The sequence below is a fragment of the Peptococcaceae bacterium genome (genome assembly GCA_024655825.1).
Taxonomy (GTDB): Bacteria; Bacillota; Peptococcia; order DRI-13; family PHAD01; genus JANLFJ01.
Genome location: JANLFJ010000038.1, coordinates 1 through 24,989 on the forward strand (window position 1 = coordinate 1; position 24,989 = coordinate 24,989).

Below are 24,989 nucleotides of genomic sequence, written 5' to 3' on the forward strand. Positions count from 1 at the left end.
AGGCTTTCAGGCGAAGAGGCTATCAAGCGGATATCGGACCGGTCATCGATGACGACCCGGACGATGTTCATTATAAACTCTTCAGGGCGGTTAACGAGGGATACGGTTTAATTATCACAACGGGCGGAGTGGGGGCCGAAGACAAGGACCATACCGTCGAGGGTGTTTTACGGCTTGATCCTGCTGCGGCTACTCCCTGGGTCATCAAGTATCAGATCGGCACCGGGCGTCATTGCAAGGAAGGCGTACGCATAGCCGTGGGCCAAAAGAATGAATCATTGATAATTGCCCTGCCTGGACCAAACGATGAAGTCAGAACAGCGCTGGAAGTTATATTGAATTTTAATGAACTTCCCGGCCAGCCGGGCAAATACGCGCTTGCGGAAAAAATCGCCGAAGCTTTGCGCGAGAAGCTTAAAGCTGGCAGCGCGACTGCCCGTTTTGCTCATCATCAACATGATGTATAGGCCGGCTAAAAATGTAATCATCATGATTTATAAAACCGAATAAAACCTGAATTTTGAGGAGGGAGGCCGAAAATGCTTAGAATAACCAAAAAGGCCGTCATTGATTTGGATAAGTGCAACGGCTGCAGGACATGCTATCGTGTTTGTCCCACATTTGCGATTAGCATGGAAAATAAAAAGCCGGTGATTGACTATGCCAAATGTTACGGCTGCGCCAATTGCCATCAAAGATGCCCGCAATACGCGGTCAACATGGAACCGCTTGAGGAGCCTGTCGAGATCGGAATGGATGTCAACCGGTTTGATCAAGACAAAATATGGGATATCTGCATTAAGGCGAAATACAGCCCGGATATGATTGTGTGCATTTGCAGCAATACACGGGCCGGTGAAGTGGCAGCCGCTATTCTGGATGGAGCAAGGACGCCGGCGGAAGTAACGTTGAAAACAGGCGCCGGGGTCGGTTGCAAGATAGCTTGCCCCCGGCCGATCTATCGGTTGTTGCAAGCCGCCGGCATTGAACCGCCCGATCCTGTTGATGGCTACCAATGGCGCGGGCCCACAGCGACCTTATGGAACCTCAACCCTGAAGTGATAGAGAAATATGGGAGCAGGTATTTCTTTGAAGAGGACAGGAAATTCCTGGATGACATTCTTGAGGCCAAACTGAGAGAGAGGGATAAAAATGCCCAGACCGACGCTTAAACCTTTGGAGCCGAGGGTTTCACAATATGGCATTGCGCCGCATGAACTGAAAAAGAGGGCTTGTGAGCTGCCGGGAATGACATCGCTTCTTGTCAAAGAATTATTCCCTGAAATACCCGATCCCATCTATACGGGAACTGAACTTGAAGTGATCCGGGAAGAAGTCAGGAAGTCTCTCCAGAACATAGATTTCTCCAGAATCAAACCCGGAGACAGCGTAAACATCTTGACATCGCACCACGGGTTTACCATAGCGGGCGGCCGGCCGTTTGCCGAAATGCTCAAAACGATCAAAGACGAAGTGCAGGCCCGGACCGGGGCGACCGATATCAGGCTTCGCGCGGGGGTGGGCGTTCGATTTCGCGAAAGCGAAGAGTATATTAAGCATTTTGAATTGGACAAGTACTTTAACGGTAAGGCGGAGTGCATCGCCCCGGTTGACAGGCCGATCAAGATTGAAACAATAATGGGCCCGTTGTATGGGATTGCAAAGGCGTATGATGCCAAATGGATTATCCACGCTCATAACGACGATGTGCGGGAAGTGCATTTGCATCGGATGATCGACCGAATTCTGAAACCTTTTGGTATGTCGTACGCCAGGATAGAGACCAGATCGACCTACCACTCAAATATGGGATCGCGTGCGGCGAACTTTATCGCACGGGCTATTTATGAGTCTCCCTTTGTACAGGAGAAGTTCGCCGGATCAGTCATTATGAAGGTGTGCCCAACTGGCATCATCGGTTTTGATTCAGATATTGATTTGATAAAGCAGAGTGATAGGATTACGGTCGAAATACTGGAGTTATTTGGCAAATGGATTCGTTGTTTAAACAGGATTAAAGAGTGCATTGTGGTTATAGATTGTCCCTGCCCCATTCCTTACACCTTCGGCGCTGGACTGATTTTTGCCAATTTCATGCAGGCCAACGTGGACATTTTTGATTTGTCCCTGCCGGTTACGCCTTATGGCCCCGTTTCGGAACAGACGTATGACGAGCAAGGCAGGCAAACGGTTCCTTGGATCCCGACGATTAATCCGGCGATAAAGATGATGATCAACAACTATTCATATAAAGGATTTCCCTCCAACTTCTATTCGGAGCAGATACCGACAATCGTGGTAGGCCAAGCCATGGCCAAATTATTCGAGCATTGCGAGAGCAGTAATCAGTATATGAAGAATGCGGTGATCGCCTGGGATTTGGATCATGCGATGAAGTACGCCAAAAAAGTGACCAAAACCGAGAATGTGTTGGTTTTTGATGGCGCACAGGGCGGTGTAAATGTCAGCGAGAGCTTGCGAGAATTTATGTTGGAGAATTCGGCCGATGTAAGCGAAGAGGTAACGACTCTTATGCCGAAATGGCTGAAACAGCGTGGTATAGAAATATGAGTATACTGTTGTCTGGTTTCGCGCAAAAGAGGTGGAACAGTGAATGATGTTAGGGCCCATCTTTTCGAGGGAATAGACCGGGAATTCACCTTTGTGATCACTGCCAACCAGAAGGGCGTCTTTGCCGGAACGGGAAAGTTGTTAAAAGCGGCTGAAGAAATAAGACTTAAAAACACCTGGGTTGCAGCCGACGGGATGCCGCTCGGCGAAAAAACCGCGGTGTTCAAAGCGAGCGGAGACCCGATCCAGGTAACCCTGGCCGAAGAAAGACTGCTGGGTATAATTGGCAAACCGTCAGGCGTGGCGACTGCGGCCCGCAAGATGGTCGAAGCGGCAGGAGGTCGGGTCAAGGTTGTATGCGGTGCCTGGAAAAAAGCCTTCCCGGAAAACAAAGATGAACTGAGGCAAGCCATCGCTATAGGCGGCGCAGGAATCCGGATAGCGGAAGAACCGTTCGTTTATTTGGATAAGAACTACACGAGGATGCTTGGCGGGATAGGCCGGGCCGTCAAAAGAGCGTTAACCTTGCCTGGGAAAACGGTAGTGATTCAGCTCAGGGGTGAGTTTGGCCCGATTGCCGACGAAGCCAATGAAGCCGTTGAGGCAGGGGCGGGCATTTTGATGGTGGACACAGGAAGAATTGTCGACTTGCAGGCCGTGGTCAAGGCGGGCGCTGACGGCAACTGGCGCAAGCGGGTGAAAATTGCCTTCGCCGGCGGCGTAACCGAAGAAAAACTGTCAGCTTTGATCGAAACCGGCGCAGACATCGTCGATGTGGGCAGGGCGATTATCGATGCGCCACTTCTGGATTTCCGCCTGGATATCATCGCATAGTTCTTGTATCACCGGACCAGGCCGCGATACCACAATTGGTCCAACAGTCCGTGGCAACGGACAGAGATTGAGGGAAGGAGCTGGATGCGAAGATGAGTCGAGATGGTTTAATAGAAGAGATGCAGGCCGATATAGTAATTATTGGCGGCGGTGCAGGGGGATTGAGCGCTGCGATCGAGGCCCGGGACCGGGGAGTAAACAACGTGGTAGTGCTGGAGAAAATGAATGCGCCAGGCGGGAATGCCATATTCCCAGACTTGATGATATCCTGGGACGGGCGCCCTCCGAAGCTGCCCTGCATGGACGACAACAGGATCGTCGATGGCGACCCCCGCATCGACCCTGATTATACCATCCGGACAGACGCCAACTTTAAGGCCGCCATGGAATGGAACCACTGGCGCGGCGATGCGCGGCTGATCAGGACGCTGATCAACAAAAGCGAGGAGCTGTCAGATTGGCTGAAATCAAAAATGGAACCGGAGGATTATATCGAAAACCCGGAAGCCTTGCGCGGGAATATGCAGGGGAGATTGGTAAAAATACTCCTCAGGGAATGCAACAGGCAAGGTGTGAAGATATTGTGCAATACGCCGGCCAAAAAACTGCTCAAGGACGAAACGGGCGCTGCGGCAGGGGTGTTAGCCGAAAAAAAGGATGGGGGAAACCTGATTGTCCGTTCGACGAGGGTTATTATTGCCACCGGCGGGTTCATGGGAGATAAGGAACTCATGTCCAGGTATTTCCCCAATTATGACGAAAATACTTTGAACGATCTGGTCTTTCTTGGTTTCAAACGGTCCGGGGACGGGATAAAAATGGCCTTTGAAGCCGGTGCGGCATCTGACGGTACGGTCGCTTTCGAATGGGATTTGAACAGGATGCCCTGCCTGGGGACCCTGCCGTCTCCCTACAAAGACTTCTTGAATAACGCCAGGAACCCGGAGCATGTATGGGTAACACCGAAAGGTGTGCGTTTTGTTGACGAATCGAAGATCAATGCCACCAACAGCATGTACCGGCTGCCCCATAAGACCTGCTACATTCTGTTTTCCGAAAACATCAAGGAACACATTCTGAACAAACAGCCCAGCATATTCAGATGGCACGCGTACAAAGAAAAAAGTTTGGAAGACCAAATAACCAGGTTGGTCGAAGCTGGACAGGTTAAAATCGCCGATACATGGGAAGAGATAGCCATGTGGATTGGGGCGGAAGCCGCCGTACTGAAGGAGACGATTGCCGAATACAACTCTTTCTGCGAAAAAGGGCATGACGATTGGTTCTGCAAGGCTCCCAGGGCGATGATTCCCCTGAGCAAGCCCCCTTTTTACGCCAGCAGATGCGCGATGGGAATGCTGGTAACGCGCGGGCCGCTCAAGGTCAATATTAAAATGGAGCTGCTGGACAAAAACGACAACCCCTTGCCGGGATTTTACGCCGCAGGTGTGGACATCGGCGGTACCGACTCGGACACATATGCGGCAGCGGTTGCCAGTCACTCCATACGATTTTCGCTCTCATCCGGACGCATAGCTGCAGAAAGTGCCGCCCGGGCGATTCTGGCGGCAAAATGAAATAGCCTTTTTCCACCTCACAGCCAGCCGCGGTGCGCTGTTTCCCCCGATAAGGTTTTGAGCCTTCTCTTCTGTTACTGCTGATGGTCACAATATAATGCAAATTGAATCGCCAAACAAGAAAATGGATTTGCCGGCAGGGTATTTTTAATATTTCGTGGGGTAAATGTCTGTAATTTGACACGTTTTAACCACCGCTGCTACTATGAAAGTATAAGAAAATTTTTATAGTCTTTAATGTCTGGCTAAAAAGCACCGGAAAGCAGTAGTACCTGTTCTCTCAACAACCGCATTGGATAGCAAGAGAGGGGCCTAAGTTTGATACAAAAATTTCCTTATATTTGGTAAATTATTAAATGGTATCACAATTTATTAATAATATCATGATTCATGCCTTGCAAGCGACAAGGTATTTTACTAATTCTGTTTTATTTGACCTCGGATAAGATTGGAGGAAGAGCAGAATGCTAGACAGAGTAAAAACAGCGCTGGCCAGTGGCGGAGTAGCAGTAGGTACCCATTGTATGACATCGGATGCTGCATTTTTTGAAATGTGTGGAGTGCTGGGATACGACTTCGTATGGATTGAAGGAGAACATACAGATATGACCGGGCCGATGACTGTAAATGCTATCATCGCTACCAATGCTGGCGGTTGCGCCGCGTTTGTCCGAGTTCCCTGGAACGACCCGGTGCTAGTTAAGCCTATCCTGGAGGCTGGCCCGGATGGCATTATTTTTCCAATGATCAATACACCCCAGGAGGCTAAAATGGCTGTTGCTTCTTGCAGATACCCTCCTCATGGCAAACGAAGCTTTGGCCCTTCTAGAAGCATAATGTATGGCGAGATGCCACTGGACGAGTATTTGGAGCATGTTGAAAGAAATTTGTGGCGAATTATTCAAATTGAGCATATTGAGGGCGTCAAAAATCTGGATGAGATTCTTAAAGTAGAGGGACTCACTGCAGTTATGTGCGGAGCGATGGATTTGTCGGCATCTGTGGGGAAATTAGGTAAAATTAAAGACCCGGAAGTTGTGGGAATGATGGAAGCAATTGCCGAAAAATGCAAAAAGGCAGGAATACCATATGGTGTATCAACGGCGGGAGATCTTGAACTGGTGGATTTCTGGCTGGACAGAGGCGCATCCCTTATATGTATTGGCTCACCTTACGACTATTTTGGCAGATTGAGCAAACAGACCCTAGAAAAATATAAAAAGGTCAAAGCAAAACAACCCTGAAATCAATACACTGTAAATTGGCTGTCGGAGGTGAAAATGAAAAGAAGAAAAAATTGTTTAATAAAATGAATTGAAAATGGTCAAAACTTTATATTTGAAACGAAGGGGAGGATGGTAATTTATGAAAAAAGGCAAATGGATAGCGATTACTGCTGTTTGTATAATTGCCATGTTTACATTACCCTTATTTGGGTGTTCATCAAAGGGAGGAACAACCACAAAATCAAGCGAACAAAAAAGTGAACCACCCCAAATATATGAAATAAAGTACTGCATGCAAGACACCAGTCAAGATCCGCGGGTGACTGTTATTGCCGAAGCTGAAAAGAAATGGCTGTGGGAAAAGAGCGGTGGGAGGATAAAACTTAACATTATTCCCAATGCTGCAGCGGTCACCTCACCGGCGGATATTTTTGATGCTGTACGGACTGGCGTAATCGAGATGGGGATACAGTCGAGTTCTAGAATTGCAGGACGGTTTACCTTAATGGATGTGCTATCCTTGCCTGGCATTTCCAATTACCCCGGTTGTTTGGAGACCACGATGGCAGCAAGAGCGCTTTATGCGAAATATCCTGAGATTCAAGCCGAGTTTAAAGGTGTCAAAGTTTTAAGTTTTAATTCTGTGGCGAGGACATTGTTGTATAGTACCAAGAAACCGATCAAAACAGTGGATGATTTAAAAGGAAGACTGATAAGAGCTGCTGGAGAATACTGCATTATGGGCGTAAAAGCATTGGGGGCTTCCCCGGTCTCAACCCCACCAAGCGAATGGGCTGACGGTGCTTTAAAAGGCGTATATGACACCATCGCTCTTAACCATCAAGCCCTCTATGCTATGAATTTACAGGAATTGTTCAAGTATGTAACAGATTTTAATATTCAACATTCATATTTTATTCAGGTCATGAATGAGGATTTTTACAAGAGTCTACCGGCTGACCTTCAACAACTGTTTTCATGGGAGAACTGGGAAAAGGATGCTCTGATTTATGGCGGTAAAGGCGATGCCGATGAAATGGCGTTAAAGCAAAAGTTTGAAGAAGCCCTGGCCAAAAAAGGATTACCGCCGGTTTACAAACCGGCCGCGGAAGAAGTTGCAAAATTGAACGCGAAGCTTGCGCCGGTTAGAGAACAATGGGTGAAAAACAACTCGGCAAAAGGCCCTGCGCAGGCAATCCTTGATGATTATATTGCATTGAGCAAAAAATATTCTTATGAAAATTTCAAACCTGATTGGCAGAGCATTCTTAATGAATGGTCTTCATATCCGAATGTGCCACAAAAATAAGCGCCTGGGGCAATAAACTTTTCTCCAACAAAATAATTAGCGGGGGGGACCATTAATAAAAGCGGTTTAAATCCCCCCCAATTCCCTCATTACGAGATATAAGTTTCTATCTTCAATAATTTAGCTATTTATCTATGGAGGCAGGAGGAGTTGCCTTGGAACAAGCAAAAAAGCAAACATCATTTGCAAGTATGTTTGAAAGTATAGATAAAGGCATAACATTCTTAATTCGCCTGTTATTCTACATTAGCACATTCATTGTTTTGCCTATGATTTTTGTGGTTGGGTGGGGAGCGATTTCGCGCTATGTGTTTTCAAAACCTTTTACCGGGGTACTGGAATGTACATATATTATGCTGATGTTAATGGTTATGATGGCGGGCGGTAATTGTCAGTTAACAAAATCAAATGTAGTAATGGGAATGATTGTTGACCGGTTGTCTGGAAAAACACAGGCAATCATAGATTTCTTTAATTATTGTATATGTTTAATAATATCGGTGGTATTAACGTATGCCACAATTAAACAAAGCATCTTTATTAGCAAAACCGGGACATATACGGATGTATTACATGTTCCTTTCGCACCCTTATATTTTATTATAGCAATTGGTTGGGCCAGTATTGCTTTGGCCAGTTTATTGCTTGTAATAAGAAGCATTGGCAATATTGGGGTTTGCCATAAGGAGGAAAAAGAATGAATTCGTTAATGATTGGTATTTTAGGAATCGTAGTCTTGCTCCTTCTTATTATGCTGAGGGTGCCTATTGCTTTCACTTTTTTCGCGGTGGGTTTTGTAGGGACATGGATTGTAAAGGGCATAAATCCGGCCATTAATGTTTTGGGCACGTCGCCATTTCAAACTTTGCAGCAAACCGGGTGGACAGTAATACCGCTTTTTGTATGCATGGGTGCTCTTACCCAGTATACAGGAATAGCTTCAGAATTTTTTGAAGGTGTAAAGAGATGGATAGGACATTTCCGCGGGGGGTTGCTGTACAGTATTATTATGGCCAATACCGCTTTTGGCGCTTGCTGCGGCGCAATAATTGCAGCGGTAGTTACGTTTAGCTCAATTAGTTTGCCTGAAACAAGAAAAGCCAAATATTCCGATACTATCACTTTGGGATGTATTGTGACCAGCGGTGTTTTGTCAGCATTGGTTCCACCAAGTCTTTTATTTGTTATTTACGCTATGCTAACTCAAAACTCAGTATTGGATCTTTTTATGGCTGGGATCATCCCGGGTTTTCTTTTGGCCGTTCTATACGGCATTACAACTTTTATTTTGACTAGAATTAATCCTTCATTAGCTCCTGCTACCCCCAAAACATCATGGGCTGAGCGAATAAAGGGACTTCCATTGTTGTTAAGCATTTCGTTTTTGTTTGTATTTATGATCGGTGGTATGTATGTGGGTATGTTTACTCCTACTGAAGCAGGAGGGATGGGCGCATTAATCGTTTTGCTTATAGCGGCAATAAAAAGAAAGTTGTCATGGAGCGCAATAAAACAATCTTCACTGGAGACTGTATCGGTTGTAGTTATGATCGGAATGCTTATCATTGGCGCGAATATCTTCAATGTATTCTTGGCCATTACAGGAGTGCCCCAGGCAATCGCGTCATTTTTAACCAGCATTTCAACTTCCCCCTGGAGCATAATGATAATAGTTTTAACTGTATATATTATAATTGGGTTCTTCCTTGATGTTACGGCTGCGGTTATATTGACACTACCCATGTTTTATCCTGCGCTTGTAAGTGCCGGTTGGAATCCCATACACATTGGGGTATTGATCGTCTTTACGATTATAATAGGCGGGATTACTCCGCCATTTGGCATGACGGTCTTTGCTCTTAGTGGAACAACTAAAATCCCGGCGGCGCAAATCTTTCGCGGTGCTTTACCATATCTTGGAGCCTTATTTGCCTGCATTATACTCATCTTGATATTTCCTGAACTATCTTTATGGATCCCCAGCAGTATGAAATGAGATCACTGCGGAGCACTCTATGGTCAAGACTTTTCTTAAAGCTTTACTGCCTTTCACCATAAAATATTAGTTTGTACCCGGCGCCGGTTGAATATACCGGTTTCGACAAGGCCAATGTCAAGGCTCAGCTTTGCCAGCCGAAGCCGACCTTGACATTGGCGTCCTCCCCAGGTCAATCAGGAATACCAGCCCGATACATTATTATATGACCTTATAATTGTATGAACCCTTTTTTACACAACTATGCGGACTTTAATTAGAATTTGAATTTATCAGCGAAAAATTTTTACGTATATTGCCGTATATGTTCGCGATTTGACACATTTTTATTACCGATGCTACTATCAACTTGTAATCAATACTGTTGCAGAGAAACTTTGTAAATAATTAGGGTGTTGTAAGGAATGGATTATTGCCAAATATCTATAATTTTAATTTAAATGTTTTTTGTTATTTAAATTAATAAATAATCCATTTTGAGATTAAATTAAATACTAAAATAATTCGGAAAGGAAGGTTATTACAATGGGTGAATTAAAAGGTTTTTGTCATCCTTTATCACCGGGAGGTAAAAGCCAGCTGATTGGAGGACCCCCCTGGCATTTTGTATCAGAACAAATGATAATAACCTATCGGGCTGAACCGGGTCAGGTCAGCAAATTTATCCCCGAACCGCTTAAGCCATCTACAATTGAACCGAATGGCTGCTGCGTGCGGATTAACTCCTTTGTTTCAGTATGGGATAGTGAGAAGGAAATGCTGTTTACAAACCCGGAAAGATGCAATTTTAAAGAAGGTTTTATCGATATTCATTGCAATTATCAAGGCGAAGAAGCTAAGAAGCTTGCATTTATCTGGGTTGACAATGACTTTACATTATTAAGAGGATGGTTTATGGGGGCTCCCAAAAAGCTCGGCAAAATATACACCAGCTATGAAAAACGGCATCTCCATGAACTGAATCCTGCTATCGGCAAATTTGGAACCGGTTCAAAAATCAAAGGCATTGTTACTGCTCATGCCGACAGGTTGATAACCGCCAGCATGACATTGGGTAAAAAGATAACCGCTGAAGAGCTTCCTGCATCATTGAAATGCAAGATGTTTAATATAATTCACTTTCCTAATATTGCGATTGGTGCGGATAAACCTATGGTTAATTGTTTAGTACAAGATGTTACTACGGCAAATATCGGCGAAGTATGGGAAGCGAAAGATGCCGCGCTCATTTTCAATGAATCAGATATCGAAGAACACATTTTACTTAAACCAAAAGAGATCACGGGAGCTTATTTCATGAGTTTAGGAATTACCTTCCATGGAGTCCAGATTATACATGATTATAACAAATCAGCGGAGCGAGGCATTAACCTGCGCTAAAAGATTGATACCTGCAAACAAAGGAAGTGGTATTTTTGAATAACGCAAACGAAATCAAGACAGATGTTTTAGTAATTGGCGGTGGCATGGCCGGCTGCAGGGCTGCGCTTGAAGCCGTTGGCAATAATGTTAAAGTTACTATGGTCATGAAAACAGGCATAGGAAAAGGCGGAGCTACTGGCCCTTATTGGTATGGGGGGATGAGCCTGCCAACCGGTGATACTGATCCCCAGGATAACCCCGAAGAAATGTACAAAGACATTGTCCGTTCAGCCTGGGGGATGTGTGATGAAAAATTAGCCAAGATACTGGCGTACGAAATAGTCGACAGATATAACGATTTGGAAAGATGGGGCTTTTCTCCACCCAACAAAGTTGACGGTAAGTTTCATCAACACAAGGCCTGTTTTGCAACCAGGCCAAGAGCAATTACCATGTTTGGTTTCTCGCCCACAGCTATTGAAATCCTTAAACAACAGGTAGAAAAACACAGTATTACGGTAAGGGACGACATAGCAATTGTAAGTCTTTTGACCAGAGGCAAGTCTTGCGTCGGGGCCCTGGGTATAGATAAAAAAGGAGAATTCCATGTTTTCAAGGCGAAGTCGACAATATTGGCAACCGGTGGTGCAGCAGGAATATTTCCGCCTCGCTATGATCCCCAGGCGGCAGGGGCCGGCTATGTCATGGGATACCGGGCTGGTGCGGACCTGATAAACATGGAATTCATACAAATGTTTGCCAAGCTGCCGTTGGATTTTCCTGTAATCCCTTATTTCTTAAACCCTGAAATGTATAATGCATTGGGAGACAGGTTTTTCCCCAGATATTTGCCTCAAGATGTCCCCCTGGAAAAATGTCTCTATGAAAGGATGGGGCACGTTCCATTCAGTACGAGCGATGACGGGAAGCATATCGATATTGCCATTTATAAAGAGCTGCTGGAAGGAAGAGGGACCAAAGAAGGGTGCGTGGTTCTCGATTTCACCAAGGTAGCAAAACAGAACGCTCTAAAAGAGGCGGAAAAGCTTGGACTAAGCCACATGTTTGGGCCCTTTATGGACTTGATTTTAGCTAAGACCCACGCGGTCCGGCCCGACGCTCATGCTTTTAATGGCGGCTTAAAGATTAATGAAAAGGCGGAAACATGCATTGAGGGGTTGTATGCGGCCGGCGAGACTGCGGGAGGTCCTCATGGAGCTGATCGCCTGGGAGGAAACATGATTGCTGCTTGCCTGGTATTTGGGGCCAGAGCAGGCAAATACGCTGCGGAAAGAGCAAGACGCGCTGATTATATGGAAATCGATAAAGACCAATTAAATGAAGAACGTTATAAATACAGCAACATTCTGAAAAGCAAAGGGAATTTAAGGGTATCAGATTTAGAAAACCAGATACGTACGCTTATGTGGAGGAGCTGCCTTATTGTTCGCAATAAAGAAGGTCTTGAGAGGTGCATCAAGGAGTTAAAACGTATTAAAAATGAGGACCTGCCAAGATTATCACTTGATAGCGATGGTGAAATCTTCAGAGCAGTATCAATTCCAAGTATGCTTGATGCGAGCCTTATTGTGGCGTGGGCGGCCTTGCAGAGGACGGAAAGCAGGGGCGGACATTACAGAGAGGATTTTCCCGAGAGAGATGATGTCAATATGAATAAACTGATAGTTATAAATAAAGCTGTGTTCAATATTGATGGTTAAAACTCAACATTTCATAATTGCAGGCAGGCCATTGAAATTTACTAAACCATCATGCCGCCTGCGGCCCCATCGGAAATATTTTCAGAGTAGTTCTATCTGCCAGATAAGGCAAAAACAATTCAGGAGGTTTTTCCAATGGCAACCCCCAAGGTATTTGATCTGCAGGAAGTAATCTGGGAAGACATGGGTTCAGGCCTGCCCCGCACAGCAATTTTTCAAGGTTCAGAACACCTTACAATCCAATGTTTCGAACTGCCCCCTCATAGCCAAGGAGCCCCGCATTCGCATGAACATGAACAAATTGTTTATATTCAGCAAGGAAAATTAGGTTTTTGGATTGATGGGAAAACATATAAGGCGGGGTCAGGTTGCATCGTATTGATTCCATCAAACTGTGAGCATTATGGAATGAACTTGGGCAGCCAGACAGCTATTACTGTTGAAATATTCGTTCCCAAGCGGGCTGACCGCCAGCAGAGCAAAAATAAGGACGGTGATGGGGCATAATAACTGGGAGTGCCCTTAAACCCTGGCATAACCCGGGCACAAAGCGTAAAAGATTTAATTGGACCAAAAAGAGGGATAGAGGTGCAACTAATATGATTGTTGACAGGATTGACAATGCATCGCATTATTACGGACTTGGCGGAAGGTTTGAACGAGCGCTTAGATGGCTTGCAGAGACAGACTTAACAATGATGGAGGAAGGCAAACATGCGATCGAGGGGGATGAACTTTTTGCGTTGGTGCAAAAATATACCCCTGTGGCATATGAGACCTGTTCTCCTGAAGGGCATAGGATTTATGCAGATATTCATTATATGGTAAAGGGTGAAGAGGCGTTTGGTTACGCTCGACTGGACCAATGCGTTGCAGCCGGCGAGTATGACCCCAACATGGATATTGTGTTTTTCAAAGCGAATTGCGATCTCATAAGGCTATCTGAAGGCACCTTCTGTATTGCGCTGCCCCAGGACGTGCACGTGGCAAGGTGCATTTATAAAAACGCAGTACCGGTTACAAAGGCTGTTATCAAGGTGAAGCTTTGACCTGGAGTAAATATAAGAAGTCAGTTATGCGAACAAACCAATAATAGAGGAGAAGTTTGAATGGAACAAACCAGAGGTCTGATTTTTCATATTATTCACGGCTCTTTTGTAGACGGTTACGGTATAAGGACTACGCTGTTTCTGAAGGGCTGTCCTCTCAGATGTGTATGGTGTTGCAATCCGGAGGGGCAGGCGTTTTATCCCGAGTTGAAGGTAACTGCAGCAAAGTGCAACGGGTGTGGGAAATGTGTTTCTGTATGCCCGGTTGGCGCAATCCGGCTGCTGGAAGAAAAAGATAAGCCCGCGATAAATGTCGATAGAAAGTTGTGCGCAAACTGCGGCCAATGTATTGAGATATGCTTTGCCGGAGCTTTGGAATGGTTTGGCAAATATTATACTGTTGAAGAAATATTTGAAAACGTAAAAAAAGATCAGCACTTCTACCGTTCCTCAGAAGGAGGAGTTACGATCGGCGGAGGTGAAGCGACCTGGCAGCCGGAATTCACCCTGGAACTGATCAAAAAATGCAAAGAGAATTACATCCATACGGCAATTGACACCTGCGGCTATGTTACCTCGCCGGAAGGTGTCAAATGCCTGGAAGAGGCGGATCTTCTGCTGTTTGATATCAAAGACATGGATCCAGATCGACATATCAAAAACACGGGGCGTTCCAACGAACCGATCCTAAAAAACCTCAAACGCTTGAATGATATGGGAAAACCGATTATTATCAGAGTTCCCGTGGTGCCGGGGTACAATGATTTTGAAGAGAACCTGAAGGCTACGGCTAAATTCCTGGCCGGGCTGAAATCGGTGGAGCGGGTTGACATTATACCGGTGCATGAATTTGGGAAAGTGAAATATGAACAGCTTGGCAAAGAATACCGGCTGAAAACAAAGCCACTTGACGCCGAACGCCAGGACGAGATAAAGGCGATGTTTGAACATTGCGGTTTGAATACTCAAATAGGAGGCTAAAACGAATACATAAAATTAAAATATTGCGGAAACCAAAAGTATGAGGGGGGCGTAAAGAACTATGATGTTTGAGGCCACAGAACGGGTCAAAAAGCTGAGAGAGCGCATGCTTACGACACCAGCGATCTGCGTTGAGCGCGGGTATCTGATGACTAAGTCCTACCAGGAGACCGAAGGCCAACCGGCTACAATAAGAAGAGCGAAAGCGTTGGAAAAGATCCTTAAGGAAATGACCATCCGCATTGAAGACGGCGAACTGATTGTCGGTTGGGCTACAGGTAAAGTGCGCGCCGGCGCGGTTCTTCCGGAGATTTCGTCGGAGTGGCTGCTGGAGGAATTGGACACTGTCGCGACCAGAGATTGGGACAAGTATGTGCCTCTGACAGAAGAAGAGAAAGAAAAACTGAAAGAAGCTGTGGCCTACTGGAAAGGGAAATCGCTGTACGACAAGTGGCAGGCGCTGGTACCCGAGCAAGCCAGGGAACTAAACCACATAGTTCAGGGGACAGGCGGGTTTAGCGAAAACAGCCACCATATGGCCCACGTTGCTGTCGATTACGAGCGGGTAATTACCAAGGGGTTAAACGACGTCAAGAGGGAAGTTGATGAAGCGCTGGGCAAACTGGACCTGAGCGAAATGCAGGATTTGGAGAAACACCACTTTTATCAGGCTTCCAGGATTGTTTTGGATGCCGCGCAGTGCTTGGCCCAAAGATACGCGCAGTTGGCTGCTGATATGGCCCAGCAAGAGAAAGATCCTCAAAGGAAGGCCGAACTGGAAAGGATAGCAGAGACCTGCAGGTGGGTTCCAGCCAATCCAGCCCGTAGCTTCTATGAGGCGCTTCAGTCAATCTGGTTTGTGTATGTTGTCCTGATGATCGAAGGATGGGGCGCCGGGATAAGCCTAGGGAGAGTGGACCAGTATTTGTACCCGTTTTATAAGAGGGACATTGAGGCCGGTACCATTACCAGGGCGGAGGCGCATGAACTGATTACGCTGCTCCTCATAAAAATGAACGGCGTGGTAGCCCTGGCGGATAAGAACGTATCCAAAGTCCTTGGCGGTTATCCAATTATGCAGGGTTTGACAGTAGGCGGCGTGACCAGGGACGGCCGGGATGCGGTAAACGAACTGTCGTATCTTTTCCTTGACGCGGACCGGGTTGTTGGATTGAGCGCGGAGGAGATGATGGTCAGGATCAACAGGCTCAACCCGGACTCGTTTGTAATGAAAGCGGTGGAAACCGCAGTACAGCTAAGAGGCAAGATCAAGTTTGTCAGCGATGAAACCTCTATCCCGCAGATGATGAATTGCGGGATACCGCTGGAATATGCCCGCGACTATATTTCCACCGGCTGCCACAATCCCACCATACCGGCTTTTTCTCACGATTTGGGAGGAGTAATATTCAATCTGCCGCTGGCTGTCGACCTGGCCTTGCACAATGGTTTTTCGCGGCAGACAGGCAAGCAGATCGGCCCCAAAACAGGCGATCCGACAACCTTCAAAACTTTTGAAGAGTTTATGGAAGCCTATAAGCGCCAGGTCGAATACATGCTTTCAGTCGTATTCCTGTACAAGAACGCTGACATGAAAGTGTTTGCTGAAATCCCGGTCGTATTTCAATCCTCCCTGTTTCCCCGGTGCCTGGAAAAAGGGTTAGACATTTACCAGGGAGGCGCTTACCCGTACCACACACATATAACGGCGATTGCGGGGGCAGCTAATGTCGGAGATTCGCTGGCGGCCATTAAAAAAGTGGTTTTTGACGACCGTAAAATAACCATGCGGAAGTTAATAACTGCCCTGGAAAAGAATTTTGAAGGCGAAGAAGAGGTCCTTTATCTTCTGCAGCAAGCGCCGAAATTTGGCAACGACGACGACTATGTGGACCTGATCCTGAAAGAGGTGCTTATTCACGTATGCGATGCAGTCAGAAGACATAAGACCTTTGCCGGACGGCAGAGCGTAGCCTCCACTGTAGCGATGACTGCCAATATCCCCCTGGGTTGGGTTGTGGGAGCCCTGCCGGACGGGAGAAAAGCGGGTGAACCGCTGTCCGAAGGCGGCATATCGCCGTACCAGGGCAGGAACATTTCCGGACCGACAGCAACGATGAGGTCAGTGGCAAAACTGGACCAGATCAAGCTGAGGGGTTCTATCCTGAACATGAGGTTCAACCCGGACGCCGTAAAAGGAGAGCAAAAACTGAAGAAATTTGCCTCTCTCCTCCGGACCTTTTGCGAAATGGGAGGCAACCTTATTCAATTCAATTTCGTTGACACCCAGATGTTGAAAGAAGCCCAGAAAAGTCCGGAACAATACAAAGACTTGCTGGTAAGGGTGGCCACTTACAGCGCCTACTTTGTAGAGCTGAGCCCGGATCTGCAGAACGACATCATCAAACGTACAGAGTTTCAAGAAGTCTGAACAACAAAAAAACGGGCCTGACAGTAAGGAGCAACGTACAGGGATTGAGGAAAGGAGCATGGTGTGATGATGAGTCAAGCTGGTTTAATAGAAGAGATGCAGGCCGATATAGTAATTATCGGGGGCGGCGCAGGGGGATTAAGTGCCGCGCTCGAGGCCCGGGACCGGGGAATAAACAACGTGGTCGTCCTGGAGAAAATGAATGCGCCGGGAGGGAATGCTGTTTTTCCGAACTTGATGCTGCAGCTATCCTGGGACGGGCGCCCTCCCAAGCTGCCCTGCATGGACGACAACAGGATCGTTGACGGCGACCCCCGCATCGACCCTGATTATACCATTCGGACGGATGCCTACTTTAAGGCCGCTATGGAATGGAACCACTGGCGCGGCGATGCTCGGCTGATCAGGACGCTGATCAACAAAAGCGAAGAGGTGCCAGAGTGGCTGAAATCAAAAATGGAGCCGGAGGATTATGAGGGTTATATAGATAACCCGGAAGCCATGACCGGCAAGGGTGGATTGGCAAAACTACTTATCAGGGAATGCAACAGGCAAGGCGTAAAGATATTGTGCAATACAGCGGCAAAAAAGCTGCTCAAAGACGAAACGGGCGCCGCGGCGGGAGTGCTGGCCGAAACAAAAGATGGAGGCAAGCTGATTGTCCGTTCGACGAAGGTAATTATTGCTACCGGCGGGTTTATGGGAGACGAGGAACTCATGTCCAGGTATTTCCCCAATTATGATGAAAACACCTTGAACGATCTGGTCATTGTTGGTTTCAAACGGTCCGGGGACGGGATTAAAATGGCCTTTGAAATTGGTGCGGCATCGGACGGCACGGTGGCTTTTGAATTTAATTTGAACAGGGTTCCCTACTTAGGGGCTTCGCCTTCTCCTTTCAGAGATTTTCTTTTCACCGAAAAGAACCCGGAGCATGTATGGGTAACCCCGCAAGGCGTGCGGTTTGTTGACGAATCGAAGCTCAATATTACTAACAGCATGTACCGGCTGCCCCATAAGACCTGCTACATCCTGTTTTCAGAAAACATCAAGGAACACATTCTGAACAAACAGCCCAGCATATTCAGATGGCACTTGTACAAAGAAAAAAGTTTGGAAGAACAGATAACCAAGTTGGTCGAAGCTGGACAGGTTAAAATCGCCAACACGTGGGAAGAGATAGCCTCATGGATCGGGGCCGAGGCCGCCGTGCTGAAGGAGACCATTGCCGAATACAACTCTTTCTGCGAAAAAGGGCATGACGATTGGTTCTGCAAGGATCCTAAGGCGATGATTCCTCTGATCAAACCTCCATTTTACGCCAGCCGGTGCCAGATGTCTATGCTGGTAACTCGCGGGCCGCTCAAGGTCAATATTAAAATGGAGCTGCTGGACAAAAATGACAACCCCTTGCCGGGATTTTACGCAGCAGGTGTGGACATCGGCGGTACCGACTCGGACACATATGCGTCTTCCGTTGCCAGTCACTCCTTGCGTTTTGCACTCTCTTCGGGACGCATAGCCGCAGAAAGCGCCGCCCGGTCGATTCTGGCGGCTAAACAAATCAAATGAACGGGGGCAGTATCATAACAAATGCAAATTGAAGCCTAAAGCAGAAATTTGAATTTACCGTGATGGTTTTTGCCCTGAATTTTGCTGTAATGTTCATAAATTGACACATTTCAAACCCCGTTGCTACTATCGTCATGGAAGGTCTTAATAAACAAAAAATATAATACAAAAAGGAGATAAGCCATGGTTAAACCAATACTTTTCGATTACCATGAAGCAGAACCTGATACCAGCCGGCCCGGCGGGCGGACGTATGTTTTTCAAGGGTCGGAACATGTGACCATTCAGTACTCGGAAATATTTTCAGACCCGGAAAACTTTACGCACACGCACGATTACGAGCAGGTCATCATCATTTTGGGAGGGAAAGCGAATTTCTGGTGCGACGGCGTGGCCTACGGCATGAGCGAAGGCTGCTACATGGTAGTGCCGCCGAATGTGGCGCATGGAATTGAAAAGAGGATCGGCGACGAGGAGCTTCGCGTCCTGGAAGTATTCTATCCCAAGCGGACGGCAGACCGCATTCAAAGCAGGCGTGTCACCAGGCTCGGGCATCAAAACTGGGACTGAGACAGTTCATCATGCAATTCCGCACAGAAGGGATTGATACGCGATTGACAGGTCGTTTTTAAGAGGAGTGGTCGACATGCACATCCATGCGGGCCCTTCCGTAGCCAACAGGAAAGTGGATGTCGGCGAAATGCTTATTGCGGCCGAAGAGGCCGGCTATGCCGGGTTTGTGGTGAAAGACCACTATGTGCCTTCAGCGCACGGATGCCTGATAGCGGAAAAGCATCTCGGAAAGAAAAACTGCCGCGTTTTCAGCTCTATTGCTCTGAACAACTCGGTGGGGGGATTCAATCTGCTGGCCCTTGATGCCGCCTACAACATGGGGACCCGGGTGGTTTACATGCCTACGGTTTCTTCCAAACTGCACCTGGAGGGGCATAAGGGCAAGAAATTCGTCGGGTCAGGCAATATGACCGTGACCGAGGAGCCGCTGGAATACGTGGACTCCAACGGGAAACTGAAGCCGGAAGCGGTTGAGGTGCTTGAGTACATCGTGACCAGGCCTGACATCGTCCTTTGCACGGGCCACGCCACGCCTCAAGAAATTGATGTGTTGCTCCAGCAGGCATTTGACATGGGCTTGAAAAAGGTCTATGTCAACCATCCGGCTTTTTCGGTTAATGCGACCATTGAACAAGTGGCCAGGTGGGCATCGTGGGGAGCGTATATTGAGATGACCGCCTGCGAATTTGGCATGGTCTTGCAAGACGACGACAACTACTTCAACTCGCTCTCCCTGTTCGACAGGTATCTGGAGGCGGGAGTGCCAATGGATAAAATGGTGATCTCCTCTGATTTCGGTCAAGCGATATCACCTCATCCCGTGGAAGGCATGCTGAAATTTCTTGGTTTGCTGAACGAAAAACGCGGGTTTACACCGGAGCAGTTGGCGCTGATGGCCAAAGTGACACCGGCCAGGTTACTGGGTATTGATGGTGAGGTTTCGTAGGCTTTGACTTCAACTGGCCAAAAGCCCATTATCCTGAGAGGAGGGCCAAAGGGATGGAAACCAGGACAAGCGACCGGGTGGCCAAACTGAGGGAGAGCATGGTTACCAGGCCGGAGATCTGCGTCGAAAGAGGCTACCTCATGACGGAATCATACAAAGAAACTGAGGGCCAGCCGGAAGTAATCAGGAGGGCCAAAGCCCTGGAAAAGGTTTTGACTGAAATGACTGTCGGCATTGAGGACGGCGAACTGATTGTTGGCCGCGGCTCCAGCAAACTGAGAGCCGGCATCCTTACGCCTGAATTGAATGCGGCCTGGTATGAGGAAGAAATGGACCTGCTGTCAACCAGGGCTGTGGACAGATTCAAACCTTTAACTGCTGAAGAAAAAGCGAAAATCAAAGAGATAGTTGCTTACTGGAAAGGCAAATCGCTTTTTGACAAATGGAAGGCACGGGTCCCCGCAGAATTCTTGAAATTCAACAACATCGTGCAGTGCGGCGGCGCATTTTGCGGGAACAACCAGTATTTCGGCCATTCCAGCGCGGATTACGAAATATTGCTAAAGAAAGGCCTGAAGGGCATCAAGCAAGAGGTCGAAGAAGAACTGGCCAAACTCAATCTCGTGAAAATGGAGCATCTGGACAAGTACTATTTTTTGAAAGCTGTCGGCATCACGATCGATGCCGCTGCTGCGTTTGCCGGGCGCTATGCCGATTTGGCCGAAATCCTGGCGGCGAAAGAGACAGATCGGCAAAGAAAGAGCGAGCTAGCAAAAATAGCGGAAACCTGCAGGTGGGTTCCGCTCAATCCGGCGAGGACTTTTTATGAAGCCCTGCAATCAACCTGGTTGGGCTATCTGATCGTTATGATCGAAGGAATTGGCCCTGGCAATGGTTTTGGCAGGGTAGACCAGTACCTTTATCCCTTCTATAAAAAGGACATTGAAGAGGGCAATCTTACGCCCGAAGCCGCTTTGGAACTGATTGAGCTGTTCTTGATAAAGGCTAACGGGCTATGCATCCCTTATTCTACAGAAGCGGCGAATTTCTTTGCGGGTTTTTCGATGACTGTGAATTTTGTCCTGGGCGGCCTGACCGGGGATGGGAGAGATGCGGTGAACGAACTGTCGTATCTTTTCCTGGAAGCGGAAAAAGAAGTCGCCTTGAGCTGCGAGGACATCATCGTCAGGATCAGCAAGAAAACACCGGAATCATTTGTTATCAAGGCTTGCGAGCTGGCGAACTCCCTGAAGGGTAAAGTCAAGTTCCTGAGCGATGAAACCGTTATCCGGGGACTGATGAATGACGGCAAACCGGTAGAACTTGCGCGGCAATATATAATCACCGGGTGCAATACACCGACGGTGCCGGGGTATTCGCTGGACGTACCTGGCGGGATGGTAAATATCCCGTTGATGCTTGATTTGGCACTGCACAACGGCGTGGCCAGGATGGTAAACGGTATGCAGGTAGGACCGACCACTGGCGACGCGCGCAAATTCAAATCGTTCGCCGAGGTCTGGGACGCGTTCAAAACGCAGGTGGAAGCTCTGATACCGTATGCCCTGGTTTTCCGCAATGTAGATAAACAGCTCTTTGCCGAGTATTGTCCTGTGCCGTTCCAGTCCATATTCTACCATAATTGCATTAAACTCGGGCTCGATTGCACCAATGGCGGAACCGCCCCGTATATCGCTTACGCCGTGTCCCTGTCCGGGATACCCAATGTAGGAGATGCCCTAGCGGCCATAAAAAAAGTAGTGTTTGAAGATAAAAAAATAACCATGGAAAGGCTGATCGAAGCGCTGGACAAGAACTTTGAAGGAGAAGATGAAATCCTGCATTTACTGGAAACAGCGCCCAAGTTCGGCAACGACGATGACTATGTGGACTCAATCGTTAGTGATGTGATTGCTCTCTGCAGCGAGGTGGTGAACAGGGAAAGAGGGTTTAAGGACTCCATATCGAACTGCGCGGCCGGCACCGTAACGGCCAATATCCCGCTCGGATGGGTGGTGGGGGCGCTGCCCGATGGACGGAAGGCCGGTGCTCCTATTTCGGAAGGCGGCATTTCTCCGCATCACGGCAGGAACACCAGCGGCCCGACAGCGACCATGATGTCGGTGGCCAAACTTGATATGACCAAACTGACCAACGGGGCTGTGCTGAACATTAGATTTAGTCCCGATGCGTTGAAAGACGCCGGCAAGATTAAAAAGCTCGCCGCGATGATCAGGGCCTATTGTGAAACCGGCGGTTACCTTGTCCAATTCAACATTGTCAGCACCGATACCTTGAAGAAAGCCCAGCAGGAACCGGAAAACTACAAGGACCTCCTGGTCAGGGTGGCGACCTACAGCTCATATTTTGTTGAGCTAAGCCCTGAACTTCAAAACGACATTATTGCCAGAATGGAATTTGGGGATGTTTGAAAAGAAAATAAAAAAAAGTAACTATAGGCAAGGAGTGGTTGTTGATGAGCAATAAGATCAATTGGGCGCATGTGGAAAAAATGATCGAACAGTACGGCCGCGAAGTCTATTTCCGGTTTTATGGTCTGCCCGAGATCTGCGACCCGACCAATACCGCTTTCGCCATTGGGGTGGACGTACAGCCGCCGTGGAAGATCCCTCCCAAAATAGCAGTATCGACCGCCATCACCGGAGCGCTGTACAGCAAACGCAACAATCCCAACCAGCCCGTCACCCCTGAGGAGATTTACAATTCTGCCCGGGAGGCCTGTCTGGCCGGCGCACAGATAGTTCACATCCATGTGCGGGATGAAAACGGTTACAGCGTGCTCGAGCCCGATCTGTTCCACCGAGTGATCGCTCCCCTGAAGAAAGAGTTCCCGGATGTGCTGTTCGACGGATGTTTGGTTCCCGGCAGGGAAGAGGATTGGCCCAAGCTGGTCCAAATGTTGAAGGACGGCCTGCTCGAGGTCACCCCGATCAACACCGTGGCGACCTATAACGGCGACAACCTGTTCTGCAATCCCCCGCATGTGATGATTGAGCAAACCAGGATTGTTCAAGAGCATGGGCTTAAAGCGCAGGTCGCCGTCTATTCCGACGGGGATATCGACAATGCCGACCGTTACCTGATTAAAACCGGCCTGCTGGAAAAGCCGTACCACTTTTTAATCCTGCCGGCCTTACCCGGCTGCAGCCCCATGCACAATCCCAGGGCCATGGTGGAAACATTGATGCACAGTTATAACCGCATTATGGATATCGATGATACGGCGGTCGTTATGGTTTGCGCGGCGGGGAGGGCCTCCAGCTACCTGGCCACGTTGGCCGTTTTGCTGGGGTTAAACATCCGTATAGGAATGGAGGATACTGTTTGGAAGTGGCCTCACCGTAATGAAAAACTGACCAACAACGCTGAAGTGTTTAAGAGTTACAAGCAGATTGTTGAGCTCCTCGGTCGAGAAATAGCGACTGCCGACGAGTATCGGCAAATGATCGGTTTGCCCGCCAAAAACGCTGGCAAATAAACAGCAATCACCACACAAAAGAGAAAAGGCGGGAAAAGAGGTGGTTGCGATTGTAAGCAACAAAGTATGGAACAAACATTTCACTGACATTTGGGCGGCAAACTTGTTTGTGTCCATTGCAATGGTAATGCTCAATAATACTCTCGCCTTATACATAGATGATTTGGGAGGCAGTACCAGGCTCAGCGGGGCCATGACTTCGGCTTTTGCGATCGCTGCACTCCTGACCAGGGTGTTTAGCGGAGATCTTGTCGATGTTAAAGGGCGAAGGGCAGTCATGATTGCGGGCTGCCTCATTTTTGCTATAGCTACCCTTATTTTCAATGTTACCACAGCATTTTGGGTTTTGCTGGCGTTAAGAGCGCTGCAAGGCGTGGGCTTTTCCGCAGCTGGAACTGCCTTTGGCGCTGCTGCGGCGGATGTGCTTCCCAAAAGCCGCATCGGCGAAGGGATTGGATACTATGGACTTGGAATGCCTCTGGCCACGGCAATTGGGCCTTCTATGGGCCTGGCGCTCATAAACCATGGCGATTACCGTTTGATGTTTTTCGGGACGACATTGATAATCATGGTTTCATGCCTGTTATCCTTTTTTTGCCGGTATGAGAAAAACGGCGGATGCTTTGAATCAAAAGTCGGCGAGATAAAACAGCATCACCACGATAAAACAAAAAGGATATGGGATAAAATTGAAACAAGTGCCCTAAAACCGTCTCTTGTACAATTGCCGGTTATTATGGCTTTTACGTGCGTGACAACATTTCTTACGCTGTATGCTGCAGTAAGAGGTTTCACCACGGCTGGTCTGTTTTTTGCTGTAGCTGCATCTACCATGGCTTTAGCCAGGGTAACCGCCGGCCAGTTGACTGACCGCCTGGGGCCTTTGACTGTTCTGATACCCGGTTTGGTATTGGGCGCGGCTTCCTTCTTGGTGCTTGCATTTACCTCAAACCAGGTGCTGTTTGTTACCTGCGGCGGAATTTATGGCCTTTGTTCAGGTATTACTATGCCGGTGCTGAACACAATAGTAATAAAAAACGCTCCGCGAGAACGAATAGGAGCAGCCCAGGCTACATATTATCTTGCATGGGATATGGGCAATGTTGTAGGCGGCGTTGTATGGGGGGCAATTCTTGAGTACGCAGGTTTTATAGCTATGTTTTGTGGGGCGACGGTATGCCTGATGCTGTCAGTTGCAATGAGCCTGCTTTTTTTTGTGAAAAAATAGCTGATAACATACTTTTGGTTAACTGTTCCTCCAGGACTTCGTCAAAGTCGAGAATAACTGAGATATAGCAAGAAACTTGAAATTCCACTGGCTTTTTTCCTTTCGAACCGTTAC

General features: G+C 47.7%; 21 protein-coding genes. All 21 read left to right on the forward strand.

Annotated features, from left to right (window positions below; all coding sequences use genetic code 11):
* Positions 1-467: molybdopterin-binding protein (locus NUV48_12660; GenBank protein ID MCR4442991.1), on the forward strand; the 467-nt coding region annotated here is incomplete at its 5' end.
* A 72-nt stretch (positions 468-539) separates the two neighbouring features.
* Positions 540-1,172 (forward strand): 4Fe-4S dicluster domain-containing protein, encoded by a 633-nt coding sequence (locus NUV48_12665; GenBank protein MCR4442992.1) that lies wholly within the window; start codon positions 540-542, stop codon positions 1,170-1,172.
* Positions 1,153-2,571 (forward strand): hypothetical protein, encoded by a 1,419-nt coding sequence (locus NUV48_12670; GenBank protein MCR4442993.1) that lies wholly within the window; start codon positions 1,153-1,155, stop codon positions 2,569-2,571. Before NUV48_12665 ends, NUV48_12670 begins: the two co-directional genes overlap by 20 nt.
* Before the next feature lie 39 nt (positions 2,572-2,610).
* Positions 2,611-3,405 (forward strand): nicotinate-nucleotide pyrophosphorylase, encoded by a 795-nt coding sequence (locus NUV48_12675; GenBank protein ID MCR4442994.1) that lies wholly within the window; start codon positions 2,611-2,613, stop codon positions 3,403-3,405.
* Positions 3,406-3,497: 92 nt separating this feature from the next.
* On the forward strand, positions 3,498-4,982 hold the full coding sequence (locus NUV48_12680; GenBank protein ID MCR4442995.1) for an FAD-binding protein: 1,485 nt from the start codon (positions 3,498-3,500) through the stop codon (positions 4,980-4,982).
* 464 nt (positions 4,983-5,446) lie between these two features.
* Complete coding sequence (locus NUV48_12685; GenBank protein ID MCR4442996.1) at positions 5,447-6,226, forward strand: aldolase/citrate lyase family protein; 780 nt, start codon at positions 5,447-5,449, stop codon at positions 6,224-6,226.
* Between the two features lie 121 nt (positions 6,227-6,347).
* Positions 6,348-7,517 (forward strand): TRAP transporter substrate-binding protein DctP, encoded by a 1,170-nt coding sequence (gene dctP, locus NUV48_12690; GenBank protein ID MCR4442997.1) that lies wholly within the window; start codon positions 6,348-6,350, stop codon positions 7,515-7,517.
* Between the two features lie 155 nt (positions 7,518-7,672).
* A complete protein-coding gene (locus NUV48_12695) occupies positions 7,673-8,218 on the forward strand; it encodes a TRAP transporter small permease (protein ID MCR4442998.1) in 546 nt (181 codons plus the stop codon).
* Complete coding sequence (locus NUV48_12700; GenBank protein MCR4442999.1) at positions 8,215-9,513, forward strand: TRAP transporter large permease; 1,299 nt, start codon at positions 8,215-8,217, stop codon at positions 9,511-9,513. The genes NUV48_12695 and NUV48_12700 overlap by 4 nt, the downstream gene beginning before the upstream one ends.
* Before the next feature lie 525 nt (positions 9,514-10,038).
* On the forward strand, positions 10,039-10,893 hold the full coding sequence (locus NUV48_12705; GenBank protein ID MCR4443000.1) for an acetoacetate decarboxylase family protein: 855 nt from the start codon (positions 10,039-10,041) through the stop codon (positions 10,891-10,893).
* Positions 10,894-10,928: 35 nt separating this feature from the next.
* On the forward strand, positions 10,929-12,596 hold the full coding sequence (locus tag NUV48_12710) for an FAD-binding protein (GenBank protein MCR4443001.1): 1,668 nt from the start codon (positions 10,929-10,931) through the stop codon (positions 12,594-12,596).
* Positions 12,597-12,731: 135 nt separating this feature from the next.
* Positions 12,732-13,103, forward strand: coding sequence for a cupin domain-containing protein (locus NUV48_12715; GenBank protein ID MCR4443002.1), 372 nt, complete (start codon positions 12,732-12,734; stop codon positions 13,101-13,103).
* A gap of 92 nt (positions 13,104-13,195) precedes the next feature.
* The gene (locus tag NUV48_12720) at positions 13,196-13,645 is read left to right on the forward strand and encodes a YhcH/YjgK/YiaL family protein (protein MCR4443003.1); all 450 of its coding nucleotides are present in this window, start codon (positions 13,196-13,198) and stop codon (positions 13,643-13,645) included.
* Between the two features lie 60 nt (positions 13,646-13,705).
* Positions 13,706-14,626 carry a glycyl-radical enzyme activating protein gene (locus NUV48_12725; protein MCR4443004.1) on the forward strand — a complete coding sequence of 307 codons (921 nt, stop codon included), beginning with the start codon at positions 13,706-13,708 and terminating at the stop codon, positions 14,624-14,626.
* A gap of 61 nt (positions 14,627-14,687) precedes the next feature.
* A complete protein-coding gene (locus NUV48_12730) occupies positions 14,688-17,057 on the forward strand; it encodes a formate C-acetyltransferase/glycerol dehydratase family glycyl radical enzyme (GenBank protein MCR4443005.1) in 2,370 nt (789 codons plus the stop codon).
* Positions 17,058-17,123: 66 nt separating this feature from the next.
* The gene (locus NUV48_12735) at positions 17,124-18,629 is read left to right on the forward strand and encodes an FAD-dependent oxidoreductase (GenBank protein MCR4443006.1); all 1,506 of its coding nucleotides are present in this window, start codon (positions 17,124-17,126) and stop codon (positions 18,627-18,629) included.
* A gap of 183 nt (positions 18,630-18,812) precedes the next feature.
* Positions 18,813-19,199: a cupin domain-containing protein gene (locus NUV48_12740; protein ID MCR4443007.1), complete on the forward strand. Its 387-nt coding sequence runs from the start codon at positions 18,813-18,815 to the stop codon at positions 19,197-19,199.
* A 76-nt stretch (positions 19,200-19,275) separates the two neighbouring features.
* Positions 19,276-20,148 carry a DUF6282 family protein gene (locus NUV48_12745; protein MCR4443008.1) on the forward strand — a complete coding sequence of 291 codons (873 nt, stop codon included), beginning with the start codon at positions 19,276-19,278 and terminating at the stop codon, positions 20,146-20,148.
* Positions 20,149-20,201: 53 nt separating this feature from the next.
* On the forward strand, positions 20,202-22,580 hold the full coding sequence (locus tag NUV48_12750) for a glycyl radical protein (GenBank protein MCR4443009.1): 2,379 nt from the start codon (positions 20,202-20,204) through the stop codon (positions 22,578-22,580).
* Between the two features lie 44 nt (positions 22,581-22,624).
* Positions 22,625-23,647 carry a 3-keto-5-aminohexanoate cleavage protein gene (locus tag NUV48_12755; protein ID MCR4443010.1) on the forward strand — a complete coding sequence of 341 codons (1,023 nt, stop codon included), beginning with the start codon at positions 22,625-22,627 and terminating at the stop codon, positions 23,645-23,647.
* 40 nt (positions 23,648-23,687) lie between these two features.
* Positions 23,688-24,875 carry an MFS transporter gene (locus NUV48_12760; GenBank protein MCR4443011.1) on the forward strand — a complete coding sequence of 396 codons (1,188 nt, stop codon included), beginning with the start codon at positions 23,688-23,690 and terminating at the stop codon, positions 24,873-24,875.
* Positions 24,876-24,989 lie beyond the last annotated feature (114 nt).